The sequence below is a fragment of the Pseudomonadota bacterium genome (genome assembly GCA_039028935.1).
Taxonomy (GTDB): Bacteria; Pseudomonadota; Gammaproteobacteria; order Steroidobacterales; family SZUA-146; genus SZUA-146.
In genome coordinates this window covers 1-22,424 of the sequence record JBCCHD010000024.1, presented here as the reverse complement: position 1 = coordinate 22,424, position 22,424 = coordinate 1, and the positions used below count along the sequence as shown (strand labels likewise).

Genomic DNA, 22,424 nt, shown 5'->3' with positions numbered 1-22,424 from the left:
CTATGCTATCGCACCATGGGCAGTCGGCGCGCGCAGAAATTGGCACTGATTACCGCAATGAGCAGGAGGGCCGCATTTCCGTTATGCGCCACCGCCCAGCTCAGCGGCAGGGCGAGCTTTATGATGATGATTCCTATCGCAATTTGCGCGGCCAAAAAAACCTTAGTGGCCAGAGCACTGCGCCGGGCCGGTGGACCGCCGACGCGCATCAGCGCAATGGCCATCCACAGCAGCACAATCGTAGTGACAATCGCGCCAAGTCGATGCACAAAATGGATCGCCACACGCGCTGGGTGCTCGAGCACACCGCCTTCATAATCGACACCCAGCCCACGCCACAGCACAAACCCTTCGGCGTAGTCCGCACCGGCGGGCAACCATTGATTTTGACAGGTGGGAAAATCGGGGCAGGACATCGCAGCGTAGTTGGTGGATGTCCAGCCGCCAAGCATGAGCTGGACAAACAACACGCCCAGCCCGATCGTCGCGAGTCGCGTCATGGGTCGTCGCCGGTCTTGCTCAGTCGAACCCAGCTTAACCGCCTCTGGATACCGGGTTTGCCATGCCAACCAAACCAGCAGGCTGAGTGTCGTCATTCCGCCGATCAGATGCCCCATCACGATGAGCGGCTTTAACAATAGTGTAACCGTCCACATGCCGAGCATGCCTTGAAAGATAACCAAGAAGACCAGCAACACAGGAATCACCACGGGTTGAAGTGGATCGCGTTTGCGCCGAATGAGGGCGGCGACCGCCAGACCGACAATGCATAACCCCAGTAGGCTGGCCATGTACCGGTGGATCATCTCGCGCCAGGCCTTGCCTGTTTCGACCGGGCGCTCGGGAAACGCCGAATTCGCGCGATCGATTTCTTCTTGCGCCTCGGGCACCAAGAGTTGCCCATAGCACCCCGGCCAGTCGGGGCAGCCAAGTCCAGCGTCGGTCAATCGGACCCAAGCACCGGCCACAATGACCGATAAGGTCAGCAGCGTGGTGAACAGGACGGCCTGGTGATAGCGCTTCATTACCCGATCCTCGAGAGTTTGAGTAGGTGTTTTAAATCGTTGTAGATCGGTCGCGGTTCGCTGTCGCGCGCAAACATCAGTGTCAGATTGCCCAGCGGATCGACCAGGTAAATTCTCTCACCGGCCTCTTGCGACGCGGCATCGAGAATCTGACGCGCCATCTGGTCACTGTGAATAATATCCATACCCGGGAAGGCCTCGGCCAGACGCGTTACGTCCGGTGGTGTTTGGGTCACTATGAGCGTGCGGCTGATGCGATCAAGATAGCGACCCAGGGACAATCGCACCTGTCGGATGAGCACAAGTGATGCTTCGCAATCCTCCAAACACTCATCTGCCACATAAACCAGTGTCCACGTGTCGCGCAGCAGCTGATCGCTTTGCGACGCCACCAGATAATCCGGCGCGACAATGTCGATCGGCACCGGGGGATCCACTAATTCTCCATTGGCCTTGATACCTTCGGGCTTCCAATCAATGACGCCAAAGTACATAAGCCACGCGGCAATCAGCGGGGCAAAGAAAATCACCACCAGGACGATGAACGACCAACGGCCCCGATTGCGCTCTTCAGTTGAAACGTTCTGTTGAGAATCACTCGCGTTCATTCTTCGTTTCCTACGGACCTCGACTGCTTCACGGTAATGACGCAGTACAACACAAACAATGTGAGCGCCAGGGCAAACCACTGCACGGCGTACCCCTTATGGCGTTCCGGTGGTAGCCCGGTGGGTTGCCAATCACGATAAAATCCATTGGCCTCATCCGGCTCCAGCAGCAGCTGCCACGGTGCAACGGCCTGCTGCATCCATGTCTGAATCTCGTCGTGCTGCGGGTATACAACAATCCGCGGCCAGCTCGCCGATTCGCCGGCATTACCCTCCCCCAACACCATCCCAGGGCGCCAGAAAGGCTCCGCGCGACCGGTTAGGGTGCGCAGCTTACGATCCACCTCCAGTCCTTCAATCGCTCCACGGTCCCCATGCCAGACCCGCCAGCCGCGATTGACCATGAGCACGGTGTCGCCCACTAAAAACGGTGTCAGCACCTGATAGCCGGCCCGTTTGTCGACAGAAAACCCATCCATAATGACGTGTCGCGAGTCATCGAACCGTCCTTCAATTGAAACGCGACCATAGCGTTCGGGTAGGCGATCCAATGTCACGTGATCCAGCTCAACCCCTGCGGCATAGGCGTCAAGCCGCACCTGCTTTTCTTCCGCTCGACCAAGCTGCCAAAACCCCAAACGGATCATAATGGCCAGCAGCAACAGCACGATGATCGTCAGGGGGAGCGACACGCGAAGCTTCATCACGATCGCAACCGTTCTGCACATGTGATTACTGGCGTGCCACCGAACGGAACGTCTTGATCGGGTGTGGGCTTTGCTTCACACTCAACTTCCGCTTTTATTCGGTGCCGCGGCATGCTCAAACTCTTTTTCATCTTCGTGTTGCTTGTCATTCTCTACACGTTGGGCTCGGCGCTTTTTCATATGGCGCGGGGCAAGAACGATGACCCAAAACGCATGGTGCGCGCGCTCACATGGCGCATCGGCTTGTCTGTCGCGTTGTTTGCCATGGTGGTTCTCGCCGCCTATATGGGCTGGATCGAACCGCACCCGATCGATTTTTTCTAGCGTCAGTCGTCGCGATGTGTCGCCTTGCTCCTGTGCGGTCATGCCGTCTAGGCCCGCTCTAGCGGGCCCATCTCTTTCGTATCGAACGGCTTGTCTTGCCTAACCTGGCCCTCGCCGATGGTGATCGCGTTGACCGGACGACCGCTCGCAGACATAAAAGGCGCTACCAGAGGTAGCGCCTTTTACAATTGCTCAGGCAATGAGTGCGTATTGAGGCCCTATAAGATATAGACAAATATAAACAGGCCAAGCCAAACCACATCCACAAAGTGCCAGTACCACGCCACCGCCTCAAAACCGAAATGGTTATCGGGACTGAAATGGCCTTTGAGTACCCGTAGCCAAATCACCACGAGCATGATGGAACCCAAGGTCACGTGCGCACCGTGGAATCCGGTCAGCATAAAGAACGTCGAGCCGTAAATACCGGTTGACAGCTTCAGGTTGAGGTCATTGTAGGCGTGGGCGTACTCGAGCACCTGGAAGTACAAAAATATGAAGCCCAACGCAAAGGTCAAAAAGAGGCCGATATTTAACCAGCGGCGATCGTTTCGCAACAGCGCATGATGGGCGATCGTAATGGTCACCGAGCTGGTGAGCAGCAGCAGCGTGTTGATCAGCGGCAAGCCTGCCCAGCTCATGGTTTTAAACTCTCCGCCAAGACCATCCGGGCCATTCGTCGGCCACTCCGCTTCGTAGCCCGACCAGAGCAACAGGTTGGTGAAGAAATTACTGCCCTCACCACCCAGCCAAGGCACGACGAGCTGTCTTGCGTAGAACAATGCGCCAAAGAAGGCGGCGAAAAACATCACTTCCGACATGATGAACCAGATCATGCCCATGCGAAATGAGACGTCTTCTTTTGCCTGAAACATGCCCTTGACGCTTTCGCGAATCACTTCGCCAAACCAGCCAAAGATCATGTACAAAATACCGGCGAGCCCAGCGAACGTCATGTACTTGCCAAAATCGCTGCCGTTGAGCCAAGAGCCTGCGCCAAAGGCCATCAAAAACAGAGAAATGGAACCAATGATCGGCCACTGACTGCCGTGCGGGACGTAATACTTTTGTGGAGAGTCAGACATGGTTAGTCCTTACCTGCTCGCCGCCAGCTGCGACGGCTTCTTGGTGAAAAAAGTGTATGACAAGGTGATCATATCAACATCGCCCGGCAGCTCCGGGTCGACAATAAATGTCACGGGCATCAGGCGCTCTTCCGCGCCCTCAAACGCTTGTTCGGTAAAACAGAAACACTCGGTTTTCTGAAAGTAACGAGCCGCAACGCCGGGCGCAACGCTTGGCACTGCTTGTCCAACCCGCCCGTGTGCCAGAATATTACGTGCCTTGTACTCGATGGTGTAGAGCTTGCCCGGATGCACGTCCATTTGCGTAACCACCGGTTCAAATTCCCACGCGCCACCCGCATTGATCGACGACATGAACTCGATACTCACCAGCCGATTCGTATCAGGCGCTTCGGTAACGATCGCCGCTTCGTTCGACACTTTGCCGTTGAGCCCCGTGATGTCGCAGATAATGTCGTAGAGCGGCACTAACAGGTAGCCAAAACCAAACATGGCTGCGGCTAGGGTCACCAATGACAGCGTTAATCGCCCACGGCTGTGTGTTGCAGTCACAACAATCCGCCCTACATGTTGATCGTGTACACGTACACGTACACGAGGTATGTCGCAAAAATGCCAAACGCGGCGCCGAACAGCCAAATAGCGTGCTTCACGGCGGCTGCCCGTGCCGTTTTGTGATGATCAGTCACCGCATCCATCCTCGACGTCTCTACCTCAACTCAGTCGATGCGAGGTGGCGTTTCAAAGCTGTGATATGGGGCAGGCGATGGCAGTGTCCATTCAAGACCGTGCGAGCCTTCCCACACGCGATCGCTCGCTTTTTCGCCGCCGCGCACACATTTGTACACGATGTAAACAAACAGTAGCTGACTTGTGCCGAAGAAAAAGGCGCCCACACTCGAAATCACATTGAAATCGGTAAACTGCGTCGCGTAGTCCGGGATGCGTCTGGGCATGCCGGCGAGACCCAAAAAGTGCTGCGGGAAAAACGTCACGTTGACAAAAATCGTCGACATCCAGAAATGGATTTTACCGAGCCGTTCATCGTACATATTGCCCGACCACTTCGGTAACCAATAGTAGACGGCAGCGAAGATACTAAATACTGCGCCAGGCACCAACACATAGTGGAAGTGCGCCACGACAAAGTAGGTGTCATGGTATTGGAAATCCGCCGGCACAATCGCGAGCATCAGTCCCGAAAATCCACCAATCGTGAACAAGAACACGAACGCCACAGCGAACAGCATCGGCGTTTCGAAGGTCATTGAGCCGCGCCACATGGTGGCCACCCAGTTAAACACCTTAACGCCCGTGGGTACCGCAATCATCATCGTGGCGAACATAAAGAACAGCTCACCAGACAGGGGCATACCCACCGTGAACATATGGTGTGCCCAAACAATAAAAGACAGAAACGCGATGCTGGCGGTGGCGTACACCATGGCCGAGTAGCCGAACAATTTCTTGCGGGCAAAGGTTGGAATGATCTCCGATACAATGCCGAACGCAGGCAGGATCATGATATAGACCTCGGGGTGTCCGAAGAACCAGAAAATGTGCTGGAACATAACCGGATCGCCGCCGCCCGCCGCATTAAAAAAGCTCGTCGCTGCGTAGTGGTCGGTGAGCAGCATGGTAACTGCACCGGCCAACACAGGCATGGCCAGGATCAGTAGGTAAGCGGTGATGAGCCAGGTCCATGTAAACAGCGGCATTTTGAGCATTGTCATGCCCGGTGCGCGCATGTTCATAATGGTCACAATCACATTAATCGAGCCCATGATCGACGAAATACCCATCAGGTGGACCGACAAAATCAAAAACGGAAAGGCATTCCCGGTTTGCAGTACCAGCGGCGGGTACATTGTCCAACCACCCGCTGGCGCGCCACCTGCCATAAAGAGCGTCGAAAACAACATCGAAAAAGCGAACGGCAAAATCCAGAAGCTCCAGTTATTCATGCGCGGCAGAGCCATGTCTGGCGCCCCAACCTGCAGAGGAATCATCCAGTTTGCCAAACCCACGAAGGCCGGCATGACACCACCGAAAATCATGAACAGCGCATGCATGGTGGTCATCTGATTAAAGAAACCCGGGTCGACGAACTGCTGCCCAGGCTGAAAGAGTTCAGCTCGAATAACAAAAGCCATCGCGCCGCCCACAAAGAACATGGCGAGCGCAAACACCATGTACATGGTGCCGATGTCTTTATGGTTGGTCGCAAAAACCCATCGACGCCAACCCTTCTCAGGGCCGTGGTCGTGATGATCGTGAGCGTCTGCTGCGTGAGTGGTCATAGCCTTCGGTCTCCGTTAGTTGCTGCGTCTCGCAGCCACACCAGCGTCCGCGACGCCGTTGCTTGAATAAGTGTAGGAATGTGCGCTCACTCGCCCGAGCGCTCGCCGGCGGCGTCACTCGCCGCTTCGGTTGAGGCGGCGCCTTCCACTGCGCCCCGCTTAACCGCCTTGGGCTTGGGCGCCTCCACCGCACCCGCCGGGGCGACCGCTGCCACCCGCGTATCCGCGTCAGTGGTATTCGCTTGCACCCAACTGGCATAGTCTGCTTCGCTGACCACCTCAACCACGATAGGCATAAAGCCGTGATCGCGACCGCACAGCTCAGAGCACTGCCCGCGATAGGTTCCGATCTCGTTCGCTTTGAACCACATCGTGTTGATGAAGCCGGGGATCGCGTCTTTCTTGCCGCCTAACTGCGGCACCCACCACGCGTGAATCACATCGTTCGCCGTGAGTTTGAGCACAACCTTCTTGCCCACCGGGACGACCATCGGGCGATCAACATCAAGCAAATAATTTTCGACGGTGTTCACATCAATGTTGTTCGCCGCGCGACGCGCCATGGAGGAGGCATCGTCGAGTTTCGAGAAAAACGCAACGCCGTCCTTAGGATATTTGTAGTGCCAGTTCCACTGGTAGCCGGTGACTTCGACAGTCAGATCGGCGTTGCTGTTGTCTTCCAACTCAACCAATACTTTCGCCGCAGGAAATGCCATCGCCACGAGAATAATAATCGGCACTGTCGTCCAACCAATTTCCGCAACCGTGCTGTGTGAAAAGGTGGCCGGCTCTGGGTGTACCGATTTCCGATGTCGGATAATCGAATAGATCATGGCGCCGAACACCACAACGCCAATCGCGCAGCAGATGTAAAAAATCAGCATGTGCAGGTCGTAAATGTCCTGCCCAACGTCGGTCACGCTACGCTGAAAATTGAGGTCCCAGTCCGCCTGCGCAGGCCACGCCAATGCCGCGGCCAGTATTACCAAAGTGCGCTGAACACCTCGCCCGAACAAAGTTGTCATCATCGACTGGTCTCCTACTCTACAAACCAGTTTATTAAGGTCAGGTTTTAAGGGATTGCCCCTTGAATTTCTGTCGGCCCTTACGTCTCTGCCGATATTGTCGGCAGTGTCTGAACTGGCCCGACCAATGCAGACAGGCGCTTTCCAAGACCAACCCGTTCTGGCTCGGTCAGAAATGCGCCAATTTCAAGTGATTTACCCATGCAGCTCACCACAAGCCGACTGGGGTATGAAGCCACTCGGGACGGCACAAGCTTGACTGTCGTCCAGTAGCGTGGGAATTCTACCCGTTCTTCGACGGTTTGTACGCCTTTCTCCACGACTAGTTGTTCATTAAATACGCGTAACACCTCCTGATAGCGCCCTCTGCGCATTGAAAGTGACAAGGCGTAGCCCACGGCCAGCAGCTCCAAGCCCGCAAAGGGCAGCACGAGCCAAAACCCCGCCAGCGCGATACTGCCTGACACGAGCAATGTGCCAAACACTAACGAGCCCATAAACAGCCGCGCCTGTTGTTCACTCAACGCGCAGTTTGGGGCCAGACTCAACACCGTGAGCGGGTCGGTCTTTTCGGCGCTGGCAACGGCGTGTGCTGCCTCGTGCATATTTGACTCATTCTAAGCCGGTCTGGGAAGCAGAATGCTACTGTATGAAAGTCGAAAAGGCAATGCGTGGAACCCTCAGTTCGGAATAATTATCATTTCAATAACAATAACTTAGAGCAGTCAAACGGATGCCTACCTGAGCGTCAAAAAGGTCAAATGCAGCCCCCAACGACCAGTCAATTCCAACCTATTGATTCTGTTGGCGACACGGCGACAAATTGGCGGGGTTTCTGGGCAAATAATGCCAAATCCGGCCGTGCGGCCCAACCGACGTGAGACCCGATCACCCGTTCTCGTCAAACCGAATTGACCGAAAGAAACGGCCCTGCCCGCCAATCGTTCGCGTGACGGTGTGTGAAAGTGCGGTGAAGAAATACAGTCCGCTCTCATTAACAAATAAGCGCGACTGGACCGTGGAACCCGCATCGTCTAGGCGCATTTCAATCTCCACGTACGGTTCGCCCCGGTAGGTGCCGCTTTCGCTCGAAACAATGCGACCCCCGTAGAGTTTGGTCAACATATGCTCAGCGGCGTCCTCCATCGCGCGAGAATTCACCCGCCCCTGGTCGATTGCGCGGCTGGTTAGACGAGTCGCCGAAAACCCAGAGTAGCCTTCTTGGTACTGAAAATTCGTGACGGTCGTCAGACCCAGAGACGGTATATTTTGGCGAAAGGACGTTCGCTTCGGGTTGTGAGGAAACTCGACCGTGAATCCCTCCTCTGCTGAGCCGACCGACACCCACTCAGGCTGCAGGAATAGAAGATAGGCGCCGTACAGCACACCCAAAAAAACAGCGAATTTAAATAATTTACTCACTTGTACCCTTCAATCCCTCCAACATTCCGGCCTCGTTCATCGCATCACATATCAATCGTTCTGACATGCCATTGGTCATCGGTCAGCACAACCAAATGACGTCACCTCTACCGCTCAGAACCCGTTTTGCCTTTACGCAGCTCCGCGACCACGCTGTCAAACGCAATGTCCACGGTACCATCTTCTCGACGCCGTTGACTGGCGCCCTGCCCACACCAAGCGTGACCCATGACGATCTCCACGCTCAACGACACTCGTCCATCCAGGCGCGCGGTTTCTAACGCGGCCACAAAATTGCGCCAAATGCGCCGCCCCATCATCCCCGGCGCCCGTGCGGAAAAGCCGTTGCCAATCGTATGGCAACGCAAATCGCGCAGCAGCGCTTCAGCATCCGAATAGGTGATGGTGACACTGTCACGGTCCATCACGGGTTCTTTGAATCCCGCGTGAACCAATCCGTCACCCACATCGTGCATATCCAGCGGTTCGATTGCGTGGTACGGATTCTCTGGATCAGCCGCTTGCCAAGCCGCTCTCAATTCCCGGAACGTATCCGGTCCGAGCGTTGAAAAATGCGCGCAACCGTCTGCTCTGAGCACGGATTGCCAGGACGCAAACACCGCGTTCAATTCATCGTAGAGGGGCAAATAAAAGCTGCTGAACAGCAGATCAAACGTATCGCGTTTGAAAGGTAGTGCATCGTGATCAATACAGCGTGTCGTCACCCGAGTCCGCAGTTCTCCAGGTAATGCACGCTCAAGTGCCGCCAACATCGCCGACGAACAGTCCGCCACGACAAAAGCAGCTTGATCAAAACGCCGCGCCAAAGCCGCGAGCGTCTCGGGGTGTGCGACGCCCAGCACCAGCACGTCCTGGGCGTCCATGGTCACAATCGACAATCGGTCAACCAATTCTTGCTCGACGTCTTTGGGCAATTCAGTTGCCTGAAAATATCGTGCAGAAAATCGGTCGCGGTGCCGACGTAATGTGCGAACATCAAAGAGGCTCATGGCGAGAGTGTAGCACCCGTCCCATTGTGTTAAGCACAGCACGCCGGCGAGACGAAGACCCCCAGTCAGCGCGCTGGAGCAACGTCGTTGAATGTGACGACAATCGCCAAATTAGAACCTGGTGTCGGTGCCTGTTTTTGCGCGACAGTCACCGCATGAGCATCCTATCGTCGACCCCATTTTGCCCCAAACACGCGCTTCGATCGTGGCTTCGTGTGCCCACCCTGTGTGTTATTTGCCAGGCGTCGGCGGAACGACACAACCTGTGTCATCTGTGCTTGGCCGACCTGCCACGGCTTCACGCCGTATGCCATACGTGTGCGTTACCCATTCATCACGGCACACGGTGCGGTCCTTGCCTACTCAAACCACCCGTGTGGCACGAACTTGTTTGTGCTGCGCCGTACAGCGCCCCGTTTGACGGACTGATCGCCCGCCTCAAGTATCATCAACAGTTGGTTACTGCACCCGCCCTAGCAGCACTGCTTGTGGATGCGATTCAGCGGCGCGACGATATCGACAGCGCACATCAATCCTCATCAAACATCGATCTGATTGTGCCGATGCCGCTTCATTGGACGCGACAGGTTCGCCGCGGATATAACCAAGCCATGCTGCTCGCCCAATGCGTCGGGCAATCTCTTTCCCTGAGCGTGCAGCCCGCACTTCGTCGAACACAACGAACGCGCTCACAAACCACGTTGACACCCCGTCAGCGTGCCACCAACGTACGCCGAGCCTTTCGGGTTTCGAACAACGTGAGCGGTTGTCGTATCGCCTTGATCGACGATGTGGTGACGTCGGGCGCGACGGCACGTGCCGCGTCGCGGTGTTTACTCGAAGCCGGCGCGCGTGACGTCACGGTGTGGGCGTGTCTGCGCGCTCATCGCTCATTGGCTTCAGCGCACTCGTCGGCAACACCATGACAGAACGACGCATACGCTGCTGAAACGAAAAACCCCCGGCGCGTACGCCGAGGGTTATGTTCCACCTGCCAGCTAACGCGCGTTTGCGCGTATCCACTAATCAGCCAAGGTTCTTCGGAATGCGAATCTTTTGACCCGGGAAAATCTTATCGGGGTCTTCGATCACTTCGCGATTGGCCTCGAACAGCTCTTTGTATTTCATCGGGTCGCCGTAGAAATGCTTGGCGATTTTACTCAGCGAATCGCCGCTTTCGATTGTGTAGTACTCCACCTCTGCGGCTTCGACCGCCGCCTGTGTTTCGGCGACTTCGGCAGCGGCGGCGGCTTTTGCTTCCTCGCTCAGCGTCAATTTGCGCACGCTCACGTCTTTTACACCTTCGACGTTGCCCACCATCAACACCGATTTCTCCACCGCCTCAAGCGACGAACATTCGCCGCACAACTCCACGAATCCGTTATCGTAAATCACTTCGAGGTCTTTGATGCCGGGGTTATTGGCCTCAATCATTTCGGTGATTTTTTCGGCAGCTTCTTCATCTTTATTGAACACGCGACGGCCGATGTCTTTTACAAATCCAAACAAACTCATGAATATTCTCCAATCATGCCAAGTTACGGCAACAACCCAGCACGGTCCATGCGCGGCGTTGCCTCTCAAACCAAATTGTAATCCAAAACCAGGCCGAAAAGCACGGCGGCACCGACCCAATTGTTGTTAAGAAATGCGTCAAAACACTTTTTAGGCTCACGTTTTCGGATCAGCCACTGCTGATAAAGAATGAGACTAAATGCACTGAACAGTCCAAGTTTGTACCAACCGCCTAGACCGTTGAGTACACCAGCGGTACACAACGCCAACAGCGTTGCACAATGAAATAAAAAGATTGCCAACCGATCGAAGCGGCCAAACAAGATCGCGGTCGATTTCACACCAATCTTCAAATCATCTTCCCGATCAACCATCGCATAGGCGGTGTCATAGGCGGCCGCCCAGCACACCGTTGCGGCAAACAACCACCAGCAATCGGCAGCAAGCGCCTGATAGTGAGCAGCGTAGGCGAGCGGCACCGCCCAACCAAACGCGGCCCCCAAAAACAATTGCGGTAGATGAGTAAAGCGCTTCGTGAATGGATACACCGATGCGAGTAACGCGCCCACTACCGCAAGCCAAAGAAGCGCGGGATTGAGCCACAGCACTAACGCGAGCGCGACACCCATAAGGACAAGAAACAAACCGAGCGCTTCGCGTGGCGACACCCGATTCTCAGCCAAGGGTCGAGTCTTGGTGCGCGAGACGTCGCCATCGACTTTGCGGTCCGCAAAGTCATTAATCACGCAGCCCGCCGCGCGCATCACCATGACACCGAGTACAAACACCGCAAATACGTCGGATGACGGCCGACCACCTGACGACATCCACAGCGCCCACAACGTGGGATACAGCAACAGAAGAACGCCGATCGGTCGCTCGATTCGCATCAGCTGCGAATACGCCAGCAGTTTTTGGCTAAACGCCCCCATAGCGGCCCTCCGCGGCGACCCACCGATTGATAAGCGGCGCTACATTGTCCGGATGATCACGTAACATTAGATCCGCCGCACGCCGCACGATGGGCAGTAAATCGGCGTCGCGTACCACGTCGGCAATGCGCATCTGAAGACGGCCGGTCTGTCGCGTACCCAGGACCTCACCCGGGCCACGAATCTCCAGATCTTTTTCGGCGATAAGAAAACCATCGGTTGTACTGCGAATCACGTTCAGCCGCGTTTTCGCATGCCCTTTTAGCGGCGGCTTATAGAGTAAGACGCAAGCACTCGCCCGGGCGCCTCGGCCAATGCGACCGCGCAACTGGTGCAGCTGAGCAAGCCCCATGCGCTCTGCGTTTTCGATCACCATCAATGATGCATTGGGCACGTCGACACCCACTTCAATAACGGTCGTCGCTACCAGTAAATCCAGTTCGTGCGCACTGAACCGTGTCATCGCACGCTCTTTTTCCGATGACGTCAGTTGACCATGCACCAAGCCAACCCTAAGGTCGGGCAACGCCTCCTGCAACGCCGCGGCCGTCGCTTCGGCCGCCTCACATTCAAGCTTTTCGGATTCACTCACTAGCGGACATACCCAATAGGCCTGTTGACCCTTGGCGCACGCCAGTGCGATCCGCGACACCACCTCGGCCCGTCGATCCTCTGACAACACCACCGTTTTGATGGGCGTGCGGCCGGGTGGCAGCTCATCGATCACCGACACATCAAGATCAGCATAGGCACTCATCGCCAACGTGCGGGGTATCGGCGTGGCGGTCATCACCAGCTGATGCGGCACCGCGTCGTCTCGACCTTTGGCCTTGAGCTGCAATCGTTGATGCACACCGAAGCGATGTTGCTCATCGATTATCGCCAGCGCTAGGCGATGGTAGTGCACGTTTTCCTGAAACAACGCGTGCGTACCAACCGCGAGCTGCACATCGCCGCTTGCGAGTCCGTCGAGCGTATTACGGCGATCCTTGCTCGGCATTTTGGAGGTGAGCATCGCCACCCGAACACCCAATGGTTCAAGCCAGCCGCGTAACGAGCGCAAATGCTGTTCGGCAAGCAACTCCGTCGGCGCCATAAACGCGACTTGATGTTTCTGCTCGATGGCACGGAGGGCAACTGCCGCCGCCACGACCGTCTTGCCCGAACCCACATCACCTTGCACTAAACGCAGCATGGGACGTGTGAGACTCAAATCATGCGCCACCTCGTCAATGACGCGCCGTTGCGCATCGGTTAACGTAAAGGGCAGTGACGCAATAAAAGCCGTCATAAGCTTGCAGTCGCCCGTCAATGCGACACCCGGATCATGCTGTAGTCGCTGTCTCAGCACACGCAAACTGAGCTGGTGCGCCACCAATTCATCAAACGCCAAACGACGCTGACAGGGATGTGCGCCCTCGTTGAGCTCGGTCAAATTCAGATCGAGGGAAGGTCGATGTATCAGCTGCACAGCCTCGTCGATATCGGGAAACTCAAGCGTTTGCAGAATTGAAGCGGGTATCCAGTCTGGCAGAGGCGCACCCTGTACAAACGCCAACGCTCGTTCGATCAGCTGACGCATGCGCACTTGCTGCAGCCCCTCGGTCACCGGGTAAAACGGGGTGAGCGCGTCCGCCGACTCGAAGGCCTCATCGTCTTTTACCACGCGATACTCAGGATGGATCATCTCCGGACGCGCGTTGCTGTAGCGCACCTCGCCGAAGCACCGAATACGCGCGCCGCTCTTGAGCATGGCTTTTTGTGCATTGGAAAAATAAAAAAAGCGCAGCACCATCACGCCGGAACCATCGCTGATATGACACAACAAGGTGCGTCGACCGCGATAGACCACATCGACCAGCTCGATAGCGCCCTCTACCACAACCTGCTGACCGACCTGCACGCCGCCAATGGGATAGACGCGAGTGCGATCCTGGTAGCGCATCGGCACATGAAACAACAGATCATTAATCTGTCCGATGCCCAAACGCGCGAGCTTTTCCGCGAGCGCAGGCCCAACGCCGGACAATGCCGTCACCGGTTGTGCCGAAGACGCACGCGTTGAGGTCGCCACATGAGTCATCGAATCGGGGACTTACAGCGCGAGAATCGCATCCACTTCGACTTCCACCCCTTTGGGCAGAGCGGCCACCTGCACGGCGGCGCGCGCTGGATAAGGCGCGTCGAGGTATTCCTCCATCACTTTATTTACGATTGCAAAATGCCCAAGATCGGTAAGAAATACGTTGTATTTCACGGCGCTGTTGAGTGTGCCGCCGGCCGCTTCAGCGATGGCTTTCAAATTGTCGAACACGCGGCGAACATGGGTCTCGATATCGCCATCCACAATCTCAGATGTGTGGGGATCAAGCGGAATCTGGCCCGACACATAGACCATGTTGCCAACCTGAATGGCCTGAGAATAGGTGCCGATGGCGGCGGGCGCATCGGGCGTATTGATGATTTTACGGGACATGCAAACCTCGTCAAAAACAATGGATCGGTGGGCAATCGAATCGGTCCCTATTGGACTACGAGGCGATCACCCTTTCAACCAGCAACGCGTCAGGCATGCCATCGATTTGCTTCATGACACGGCGCAAGTGATCCGCGTCACGCACTCGGATCGTAAATTGAAGGCTAGACGCATCACCATCCGTATCGACCACTTCAACATGATCGATATTCGAACCCGCGCTGGAAATTCGTGTCGCCACGGAGGCCAATGCCCCCACTTTATCGAGCGCCTCCACGCGGATGGCCACCACAAAGTCGGACTCAATACCCGCCTCCCACGACACATTGATCCACTTATCAGGCTGCTTGCGAAACTCCGCCAGATTTCCGCACTGCTGACGATGCACCACGAGACCACGCCCTGAGCTCAAATGACCCATCACAGCGTCACCAGGTACGGGGTAGCAACACTTGGCATAGCTCACCACCATGTCCTGGGCTCCACTGATGAACAGCTCGGTCGTGCCATCATCATCGATCTCGCCCGTTTCTTCGGCGCCCGCCACGAGTCGCCGCGCGACCAACGGCGCGAGCTGGTGCCCCAATCCGATTTGCTCATACAGCAGGTCCCGTGATTCCAGGCCCATCGTCGCAAGCAGTTCGTCCATGCGATCCGACTTGATATGTCGCACCTTTGTCTTAAATTCGACGAGCGCGTATTCGAGCAGTCGCCGACCCATTTTAATCGCGTCTTCCGAGCGCAGCTCTTTCAGATACGCCCGAATCGCCGCGCGCGCCTTGGCGGTAACAACAAAATTCATCCAACCCGGGTTTGGGTGCGCGTTACGATCGGTCTTAATGGTCACGGTCTGGCCATTTTTTAGCACCGTTCGAAGCGGCATGCGTCGACGATCAACCCGCGCCGAGACACAGCGATTGCCAATATCCGTATGCACTGCATAGGCGAAATCCACGGGCGTCGACCCGCGAGGTAAGCGCAATATGTCGCCTCTTGGCGTAAACACATACACTTTATCTGGAAACAAATCGATCTTAACGCTTTCCAGAAACTCTTCGGAGTTGCTGTCGCTTTGATAGTCCTCCAATCCTGATAGCCACTCGCGCGCACGCGTCTGAGGAGCCACGTCTGCGTTTTCTTCGGTCTTGTACAACCAATGCGCCGCGATTCCTGAGTTGGCGAAATTGTCCATATCGCGCGTACGAATCTGCACCTCTAAAGGAATGGCCTTCGGCCCTACCGTGGTGGTGTGCAAAGATTGGTAGCCGTTGACACGTGGGATGGCGATGTAGTCTTTGAAGCGACCCAACATGGGCCGAAACGTTCGGTGCACGTGACCCAACGCGCGGTAACAGGTGTCGGCGTCGTCTACCACAATGCGGAAGCCGAACACGTCCGCCACATCCTCAAGTGAAAGCTCTTTGCGCTTCATTTTTTGATAGACACTATAAATGTGCTTTTCCCGTCCGGTCACTTCGGCATGCACATGATGCTCGAGCAGCACCTTTCGAAGCTTGTTGACAATGCGCTTGATCATGCGCTTTTGACCACCCAATCGCGCCTTGAGACCACGCTCGATGACCTGATAGCGCTTGGGATAAAGGTTACGAAAACCAAGATCCTCGAGCTCCAGTCGAATATCGTTAATGCCAAGACGATTGGCCATCGGCGCGTAGATTTCGAGTGTTTCTCGAGCGATACGTCGCCGTTTCTCAGGCGGCATTGAGCCCAGAGTGCGCATGTTATGCAGACGATCCGCCAGTTTGAGCAGGATTACTCGCACATCACGTGCCATCGCGAGCATCATTTTGCGCAGACTCTCAGCTTGGGCCTCGGCTTTGCTTTTGAATTGAATCTGATCGAGTTTGCTCACGCCGTCGACAAGCTGCGCCACCTCTTCGCCGAACTCCTCGATAATCTGCTCAAGCGCCGTCGGCGTGTCCTCGACGACATCATGCAGTATGGCCGCCGTGATACTCTGATAATCGAGCTGCAGGTCCGCCAGGATGCTGGCCACGGCAACAGGATGGGAAATGTACGGCTCGCCGCTTTTACGCGTTTGCCCATCGTGGGCTTTCGCGCCAAACGCATAGGCACGCCGCACCATGGAAATTTGCTCAGCAGGCAAATAGGTGCGTAGCTTATTCAGCAGCCCCCGAGCACCATCCAGGGTCCAGCCGCGCCCGAGGGGCAGGCGCCCTAGGAACGTGGCGGCCGAGTCCAACGCATTGCCCTAAAGGCGTGATGGCCGGCGCGCGACCGGTCAAGTGAGGGGAGCAGACAACCGTCGCTGGCCGTCATGACCGCGCTCGAACGCGGTCGGCAGAGCGCATACAGCGCCCAATCTGGAACAACGTTAGCGGTCCGTCGTCAGGCATGGTCTCAGCTTGAAGTGAGCGGGGGCGCAGGCGGCGCGATCTCAGACCGAGCTTCCGTTTCCTCTTCTTCCGCCTCCGTGTAGTCCACTTCGGTTTCGTTCAGGATATCGGCGTTGATCAGGCCACCGGCAATTTCGCGAAGCGCAATGACGGTCGGCTTGTCGTTGTCCTCGTCGACGAGCACTTCTGCCCCATTGGCGATCCGACGCGCGCGCTTGGCGGCGATCAATACCAGATCGAACAGGTTGTCGACATGATTAAGGCAGTCTTCTACGGTAATTCGGGCCATCTTGATTCCTGACGTTGAGTTTGGCGAGCGCACGAACGCGCTGCGCTGTTTAAAGTGCAAGGGGCCAGAGTTTACTGCATTTAGCCGGGCTTTCGCTAGATCAGCGGATTGGAAATGCCCAATTCGGCGTCCGCGATTTTACGCCGCTGCGCCCGGATGAGCGGTCAGCGAGCGAGCAATTCGTCGATAAGGGGCGCAAGCGACTCGCGATCGGCCCGAAAAGCCTGACCGGCGCCATCGATTATATGACTTAAGTCACTGACAGCATTATCAAAATCATCGTTCACGATGACGTAATCGAATTCGTTCCAGTGAGACATGTCGCTCACCGAATCACGCAATCGGCGGGCGATGACCTCGTCGGAGTCCGTAGATCGCCCTCGCAGCCGCCGCTCAAGCTCCGCGCGGGACGGTGGAAGGATGAAAATACTGGCGCTCTCCGGCATCGCTGCGCGCACTTGGCGAGCCCCTTGCCAATCGATCTCCAGCAGCACGTCATAACCTTGATCGAGTAGGGCCTGCACCTGATCTCGCCCAGTGCCGTAATAGTTATCAAACACTTGTGCGTGTTCGAGCAACCCTCCTTCATCGGCCAGTCGCTGGATTTCTTCGACGGTCACGAACCAATAATCCTGTCCGTGCACTTCCGTGTTGCGCTTTGATCGGGTCGTAAACGACACGGACATGCGCAGTCCCTCGTGCTGTTCGAGCAGCGCTTTAACCAGCGTTGTTTTGCCGGCGCCTGATGGCGCCGCGACAACATAAAGCTGAGGGGTTGTCGAGCTACCCATAAATTGACGCCATCCCTTTTGCAGCCATTGCCAGATCACTGTAGCTCGAACCGCTATTCAATGTTTTGAACTTGCTCACGCATTTGCTCGATGAGTACTTTGAGTTCCATCGCCACTTTGGTGGTATCGGCGTCCTGCGCTTTCGAGCCCAGCGTATTGGCCTCGCGATTGAATTCCTGCATGAGAAAGTCGAGTCGTCGCCCGATCGGCTCGGACGAGTCGAGAATTCGAGTTGCCTCGATGACGTGACTGTCTAGTCGATCGAGCTCTTCGTCGACATCCGCCTTGTTCAATAAGAGCGCAATCTCGGTTTCCAGTCGTCCTTCATCCGCATTGACCGCCAAATCGTGCAGACGTGCACGCAGCTTGTCTTGGATAGCCTGACGAATGGCCGGTAAACGATCACGCGTCGTCGTGACCAGGTCCGAAATCGCCGCGCAACGTTCACGAATCATGGCATCGAGTCGAGCGCCCTCACTGGCCCGACTGTCGACCAACTGTTTAAGCGCCTCTTCGACGAGTGCAACCGCCGACTGTTGAATCGGGGTGAGATCCCGTTCGGGTTCGACCACCACACCCGGCCAGCGCAACACGTCCATCGGCCGTAGACGCCCTCCCCCGAGCTGTGTTTCCAGCTGGGAAACGGTACTCACTAACTGATCAACCAAGGCATGATTGAGGCTAATCGTTTCATCCGGTGATCGGGTCGTTGTTAACTTAACGCTCACGTCGATTTTGCCGCGGCTAAGCTTGTGACCCACTAGCGAACGCAAAGACGGATCGAGCGCGCGCAGTTCCTCAGGCAAACGCAGGCTCATCTCCAGGTAACGGTGGTTGACCGCACGCACTTCAACCGCCAGCTCGCCCCACGGCGCCTGTTGATCCTGTCGTGCAAATCCGGTCATGCTATGCGTCATGCGATACCCCTAAGCGCGTTATGGTGGTCGCTTTTTGAAAGCTATCTTGGCACACTACCCACCGTGTTTGAGTGGCGATGAGAGTACTTTGGAATTGACACGAAAACAAACGGGCAGCATTCCCTTTTCGATGAGTAAAAACCCTTAGTCGTGCCAACTGAAACCGCCAGCCTGAGTTTGATTGGGCATCGAGAGGAGAACCAGGATCGGGTTGGTGTGCGCCAACACGACGCGGTCGTCTTTGCGGTTGTCATCGACGGCATGGGTGGCCATAACGAGGGCGCCCGGGCCGCCGAGCTTGCGCTGACCGTCATCTTCGACCTGTTCGATGAGGCCGACAAACCCATCTATCACCCGCGCGAATTCTTGGTGCAATGTATTGAAAAAGCGCACGAGGCGCTGGTGGAAATGGGTAAGGATCAGTCCGTTGATGCACGGCCCCGCGCCACCTGTGCGCTGGCACTGGTACAGAATGAAAAAGCGTACTGGGCGCATGTCGGCGATAGTCGAATCTATCATTTGCGCAGCCGCAAGATGATCGCCCGTACACGTGATCACAGCCATATCGAAATCTTGCTTCGAGAAGGACTCATTACCGAAGACGAATATCGCGAGCATCCGTTGCGCAACTACGTTGAGCATTGTATTGGCGGCGAACCACGTGAACCGTTTTGCAGCGTTGCCGGTGCGAAAACGCTCGAACGAAACGATGTGCTGTTGCTGTGTAGTGACGGACTCTGGGGAGGCACCGACGACAAAGACATCGCCCAGTGCTTTCCAAGCGGGTTTGCCGAGCTGGATCTACTGAGCAATCTGCGCACCCTCATGGAGGCCGCGATCGATGCCGAGGCCCCACACAGTGACAACACCAGTGCCGCTGTGATTCATTTTCAGGCCGACTAACGGCGCAACGCGCTACATTCTAACCACACAACCAGCCCTCTAGTGCTGATGGAACACGCTATGTCATCGAATAAACGACCCAGTGGACGCGCGCCTGACGCGCTGCGCACACTCAGCATCGAACAACCGTTCACACGGCACGCCGAAGGCTCTGTGCTCATCAGTTGCGGTGACACACGCGTACTGTGCAACGCCAGCGTCGAGAGTCGCGTGCCACCCTTTTTGCGCAACACCGGCAAGGGGTGGGTGACGGCGGAATACAGTATGCTGCCACGTTCAACCCATTCGCGCAGCGCGCGCGAAGCCGCGCGTGGTAAGCAATCCGGTCGCACTCTGGAAATACAACGGCTCATAGGCCGCTCCTTGCGCGCTGCCGTGGACCTGGCGGCGCTTGGCGAACACACGATCACACTTGATTGCGACGTACTGCAGGCCGACGGCGGCACGCGCACGGCGTCGATCACCGGCGCGTTCGTCGCGCTGCAACTCGCCACACAGTGGATGGTTGCCAAAGGCAAGATTAAGAATAACCCCGTGCACGGCCAGATCGCCGCGGTGTCAGTGGGTATTTTCGAGGGCCTACCTGTTCTGGATCTGGACTACGCAGAAGATTCGAGCGCCGAAACGGATATGAATGTCGTGATGAACGATGCGGGGCATTTTATTGAGGTACAAGGAACCGCCGAGGGCCATGCTTTTTCACGCGATGAACTCAATTCGCTGCTCGATCTAGCCTCGCTCGGCAATCGCCAACTCATGGCGGTGCAGCGTGAGGCGCTGGACAGGAGCGGTTAGTCTGTTGGGCGAATCACTACCGACACACCAACGAGCCTCTCTATGACATCCAAGCTGATTATCGCCACGCATAACGACGGCAAGCGCAAGGAGCTGGTGCAGTTGCTTGATGGACTCGCACTCGAGGTGCGCAGCAGCGGCGAATTGAGCCTGGATGATGTCGACGAGACCGGTCTGACCTTCGTCGAAAACGCGTTACTGAAAGCCCGCTCAGCCTGCGCACAAACACACTGCGCGGCACTAGGCGACGACTCGGGACTGGAGGTCGACGCGCTTCACGGCGCGCCCGGCATTTATTCCTCACGCTACGCAGGCCCAGAGGCGACTGATCAGCAAAACATCATCAAACTGTTAGACTCACTCGATGGCGTGCCGCATGCTGAACGCACCGCGCGCTTTCGATGCACACTCGTGGTATTACGCCACGCGGATGATCCCGCGCCGCTAATCTGTGAGGGCAAATGGGAAGGTCATATCGCCATTGAGCCCAAAGGGGAAAACGGCTTTGGGTACGACCCTGTGTTTTTACCGAGCGACGCGATTGGTTCGGCAGCGCAACTGTCGGCCGAACAGAAAAGTCGACTGAGCCATCGTGCTCTGGCGCTTCAGCAACTTACGTCGCGACTGCACGATTTTCTCCGACAGCACTGATCATGCGTCGCTTGCCAGGCTTGTATGTTCACCTACCCTGGTGCATTCGCAAGTGTCCTTACTGCGATTTCAACTCCCATGCCGTGCGCGGCACCCCGCCTTATGATGACTACACCGCCGCTCTCTGTGCGGATCTTGAGCACCAGGCGGGTCGATTTGCGCCCTCCCCATTTGGCTCTGTTTTTTTCGGCGGCGGCACGCCAAGCCTGTTCGACGCCCCGTTCATTGAACGCGTATTGGATACCGCGGCACGCGTTGTTGGCATCGAAGCCGACGCGGAAATCACGCTGGAAGCCAACCCGGGGGCCATTGAACATGGCCGGTTTAGCGACTATCGAACCGCCGGCGTCAACCGCATTTCGTTGGGCGTGCAGAGCTTTGCCACCGAGCAGCTTGCGCGTTTGGGCCGTATTCACTCGGCGGACGAAGCACGTCGCGCCGTCGTTGCCGTGCAAGAGGCGGGATTTCCTGAGCTTAATCTCGATTTGATGTACGCGCTGCCCGAGCAAACGCTCGACATGGCGTTAACCGACATCGACACCGCCATCGCACTTGCGCCGACGCATCTATCTCATTATCAACTCACGCTCGAACCCAACACAATGTTCGCTCTGCGACCGCCCAAGCTACCCAACGACCAGGCGAGTTTTGATATGCAAAACGAATGTCAAAATCGGCTCGCCGACAACGGCTTCACACAGTACGAGGTGTCTGCCTATACACGCGCCGAGCCCGGTAGACACAATCTCAACTATTGGACGTTTGGGGACTACCTGGGTATCGGGGCCGGCGCTCACGGCAAAATCTCGCAGGCCGGACAAACACATCGCACGCACAAACCCAAACACCCCAAACAGTATCTGTTGGAACCAACCGCCATAACGCTAGAGACCTCGAGCGAAGACGATGTGCTGTTTGAATTCATGCTCAACCGTCTTCGACTCAACTCGACCATAACGACCGAAGAGCTCAATGCCATCGACGGCTATGCCGAGGGCCAGTTCGGGGCAAAGTTCGATCGGGCCTCGTCCAAAAAACTGCTGATACAGCAACCCGACGGAGGCTGGTCAAAAACCGCCCTGGGCACGCGTTTCCTAAACGATCTACAGGAAATTTTCCTGCCCTAACCGCGTGTTACACAAATGCAACACCGTTGACTTTTTAACGACCAACAGGGTTGACTTTACGCAGTTATGCACATCGGTTTTTGAGGCTATCGGGAAAGCGGCTATTTGCACTATTTTGTGCATTATTCAATAGATCGGAAGAGC

General features: G+C 56.2%; 25 protein-coding genes. 6 read left to right on the top strand and 19 right to left on the bottom strand.

What is annotated here, in order from left to right:
- Nucleotides 1–5: 5 nt before the first annotated feature.
- From AAF465_11800 to AAF465_11790, 3 genes are read right to left on the bottom strand one after another with little or no spacing between them, the layout of a single operon-like run.
- The gene (locus AAF465_11800) at nucleotides 6–1,025 is read right to left on the bottom strand and encodes a COX15/CtaA family protein (GenBank protein ID MEM7083407.1); all 1,020 of its coding nucleotides are present in this window, start codon (nucleotides 1,023–1,025) and stop codon (nucleotides 6–8) included.
- A complete protein-coding gene (locus tag AAF465_11795; GenBank protein ID MEM7083406.1) occupies nucleotides 1,025–1,633 on the bottom strand; it encodes a hypothetical protein in 609 nt (202 codons plus the stop codon). The genes AAF465_11800 and AAF465_11795 overlap by 1 nt, the downstream gene beginning before the upstream one ends.
- The gene (locus AAF465_11790) at nucleotides 1,630–2,337 is read right to left on the bottom strand and encodes an SURF1 family protein (GenBank protein ID MEM7083405.1); all 708 of its coding nucleotides are present in this window, start codon (nucleotides 2,335–2,337) and stop codon (nucleotides 1,630–1,632) included. Before AAF465_11790 ends, AAF465_11795 begins: the two co-directional genes overlap by 4 nt.
- Before the next feature lie 114 nt (nucleotides 2,338–2,451).
- Between AAF465_11790 and AAF465_11785 the strand changes: the two genes are divergently transcribed.
- Complete coding sequence (locus AAF465_11785) at nucleotides 2,452–2,664, top strand: twin transmembrane helix small protein (GenBank protein ID MEM7083404.1); 213 nt, start codon at nucleotides 2,452–2,454, stop codon at nucleotides 2,662–2,664.
- Between the two features lie 218 nt (nucleotides 2,665–2,882).
- Here the strand turns inward: AAF465_11785 and AAF465_11780 are convergent, their stop codons facing one another.
- The 8 genes from AAF465_11780 to AAF465_11745 form a co-directional block, all read right to left on the bottom strand.
- Nucleotides 2,883–3,749 (bottom strand): cytochrome c oxidase subunit 3, encoded by an 867-nt coding sequence (locus AAF465_11780; protein ID MEM7083403.1) that lies wholly within the window; start codon nucleotides 3,747–3,749, stop codon nucleotides 2,883–2,885.
- Between the two features lie 9 nt (nucleotides 3,750–3,758).
- A complete protein-coding gene (locus AAF465_11775) occupies nucleotides 3,759–4,301 on the bottom strand; it encodes a cytochrome c oxidase assembly protein (GenBank protein ID MEM7083402.1) in 543 nt (180 codons plus the stop codon).
- A gap of 11 nt (nucleotides 4,302–4,312) precedes the next feature.
- Nucleotides 4,313–4,438 carry a hypothetical protein gene (locus AAF465_11770; GenBank protein MEM7083401.1) on the bottom strand — a complete coding sequence of 42 codons (126 nt, stop codon included), beginning with the start codon at nucleotides 4,436–4,438 and terminating at the stop codon, nucleotides 4,313–4,315.
- A 30-nt stretch (nucleotides 4,439–4,468) separates the two neighbouring features.
- Nucleotides 4,469–6,049 (bottom strand): cytochrome c oxidase subunit I, encoded by a 1,581-nt coding sequence (gene ctaD, locus AAF465_11765; protein MEM7083400.1) that lies wholly within the window; start codon nucleotides 6,047–6,049, stop codon nucleotides 4,469–4,471.
- Nucleotides 6,050–6,135: 86 nt separating this feature from the next.
- Nucleotides 6,136–7,077, bottom strand: coding sequence for a cytochrome c oxidase subunit II (gene coxB, locus AAF465_11760; protein ID MEM7083399.1), 942 nt, complete (start codon nucleotides 7,075–7,077; stop codon nucleotides 6,136–6,138).
- Between the two features lie 77 nt (nucleotides 7,078–7,154).
- Nucleotides 7,155–7,679, bottom strand: coding sequence for a DUF2244 domain-containing protein (locus AAF465_11755; GenBank protein ID MEM7083398.1), 525 nt, complete (start codon nucleotides 7,677–7,679; stop codon nucleotides 7,155–7,157).
- Nucleotides 7,680–7,962: 283 nt separating this feature from the next.
- Nucleotides 7,963–8,496 carry a hypothetical protein gene (locus AAF465_11750; GenBank protein ID MEM7083397.1) on the bottom strand — a complete coding sequence of 178 codons (534 nt, stop codon included), beginning with the start codon at nucleotides 8,494–8,496 and terminating at the stop codon, nucleotides 7,963–7,965.
- A 107-nt stretch (nucleotides 8,497–8,603) separates the two neighbouring features.
- A complete protein-coding gene (locus AAF465_11745) occupies nucleotides 8,604–9,431 on the bottom strand; it encodes a methyltransferase domain-containing protein (GenBank protein ID MEM7083396.1) in 828 nt (275 codons plus the stop codon).
- A 230-nt stretch (nucleotides 9,432–9,661) separates the two neighbouring features.
- Between AAF465_11745 and AAF465_11740 the strand changes: the two genes are divergently transcribed.
- Nucleotides 9,662–10,432 (top strand): ComF family protein, encoded by a 771-nt coding sequence (locus tag AAF465_11740; GenBank protein ID MEM7083395.1) that lies wholly within the window; start codon nucleotides 9,662–9,664, stop codon nucleotides 10,430–10,432.
- 100 nt (nucleotides 10,433–10,532) lie between these two features.
- On the opposite strand, the gene lysM is transcribed toward AAF465_11740, so the two are convergent.
- From lysM to AAF465_11700, 8 genes are all read right to left on the bottom strand, one after another.
- On the bottom strand, nucleotides 10,533–11,021 hold the full coding sequence (lysM, locus tag AAF465_11735) for a peptidoglycan-binding protein LysM (GenBank protein ID MEM7083394.1): 489 nt from the start codon (nucleotides 11,019–11,021) through the stop codon (nucleotides 10,533–10,535).
- Between the two features lie 65 nt (nucleotides 11,022–11,086).
- A complete protein-coding gene (gene ubiA, locus AAF465_11730; GenBank protein MEM7083393.1) occupies nucleotides 11,087–11,953 on the bottom strand; it encodes a 4-hydroxybenzoate octaprenyltransferase in 867 nt (288 codons plus the stop codon).
- Nucleotides 11,940–14,036, bottom strand: a complete 2,097-nt coding sequence (gene recG / locus AAF465_11725; GenBank protein MEM7083392.1) for an ATP-dependent DNA helicase RecG — start codon at nucleotides 14,034–14,036, stop codon at nucleotides 11,940–11,942. The genes ubiA and recG overlap by 14 nt, the downstream gene beginning before the upstream one ends.
- Nucleotides 14,037–14,048: 12 nt before the next feature.
- Nucleotides 14,049–14,429, bottom strand: coding sequence for a RidA family protein (locus AAF465_11720; protein MEM7083391.1), 381 nt, complete (start codon nucleotides 14,427–14,429; stop codon nucleotides 14,049–14,051).
- A 55-nt stretch (nucleotides 14,430–14,484) separates the two neighbouring features.
- A complete protein-coding gene (locus AAF465_11715; protein MEM7083390.1) occupies nucleotides 14,485–16,653 on the bottom strand; it encodes a bifunctional (p)ppGpp synthetase/guanosine-3',5'-bis(diphosphate) 3'-pyrophosphohydrolase in 2,169 nt (722 codons plus the stop codon).
- A gap of 158 nt (nucleotides 16,654–16,811) precedes the next feature.
- Nucleotides 16,812–17,096 (bottom strand): DNA-directed RNA polymerase subunit omega, encoded by a 285-nt coding sequence (rpoZ, locus tag AAF465_11710; GenBank protein ID MEM7083389.1) that lies wholly within the window; start codon nucleotides 17,094–17,096, stop codon nucleotides 16,812–16,814.
- Between the two features lie 164 nt (nucleotides 17,097–17,260).
- The gene (gene gmk / locus AAF465_11705; protein MEM7083388.1) at nucleotides 17,261–17,887 is read right to left on the bottom strand and encodes a guanylate kinase; all 627 of its coding nucleotides are present in this window, start codon (nucleotides 17,885–17,887) and stop codon (nucleotides 17,261–17,263) included.
- Between the two features lie 53 nt (nucleotides 17,888–17,940).
- The gene (locus AAF465_11700) at nucleotides 17,941–18,804 is read right to left on the bottom strand and encodes a YicC/YloC family endoribonuclease (GenBank protein MEM7083387.1); all 864 of its coding nucleotides are present in this window, start codon (nucleotides 18,802–18,804) and stop codon (nucleotides 17,941–17,943) included.
- A gap of 150 nt (nucleotides 18,805–18,954) precedes the next feature.
- On the opposite strand from AAF465_11700, the gene AAF465_11695 reads away from it, so the two are divergent.
- The 4 genes from AAF465_11695 to hemW are packed head-to-tail and all read left to right on the top strand — an operon-like array spanning nucleotide 18,955 to nucleotide 22,280.
- Nucleotides 18,955–19,707 carry a PP2C family serine/threonine-protein phosphatase gene (locus AAF465_11695; GenBank protein ID MEM7083386.1) on the top strand — a complete coding sequence of 251 codons (753 nt, stop codon included), beginning with the start codon at nucleotides 18,955–18,957 and terminating at the stop codon, nucleotides 19,705–19,707.
- A 60-nt stretch (nucleotides 19,708–19,767) separates the two neighbouring features.
- A complete protein-coding gene (rph, locus tag AAF465_11690) occupies nucleotides 19,768–20,502 on the top strand; it encodes a ribonuclease PH (protein ID MEM7083385.1) in 735 nt (244 codons plus the stop codon).
- A gap of 42 nt (nucleotides 20,503–20,544) precedes the next feature.
- On the top strand, nucleotides 20,545–21,153 hold the full coding sequence (gene rdgB, locus AAF465_11685) for an RdgB/HAM1 family non-canonical purine NTP pyrophosphatase (protein ID MEM7083384.1): 609 nt from the start codon (nucleotides 20,545–20,547) through the stop codon (nucleotides 21,151–21,153).
- 2 nt (nucleotides 21,154–21,155) lie between these two features.
- Nucleotides 21,156–22,280 (top strand): radical SAM family heme chaperone HemW, encoded by a 1,125-nt coding sequence (hemW, locus tag AAF465_11680; protein ID MEM7083383.1) that lies wholly within the window; start codon nucleotides 21,156–21,158, stop codon nucleotides 22,278–22,280.
- Nucleotides 22,281–22,424: the final 144 nt, after the last annotated feature.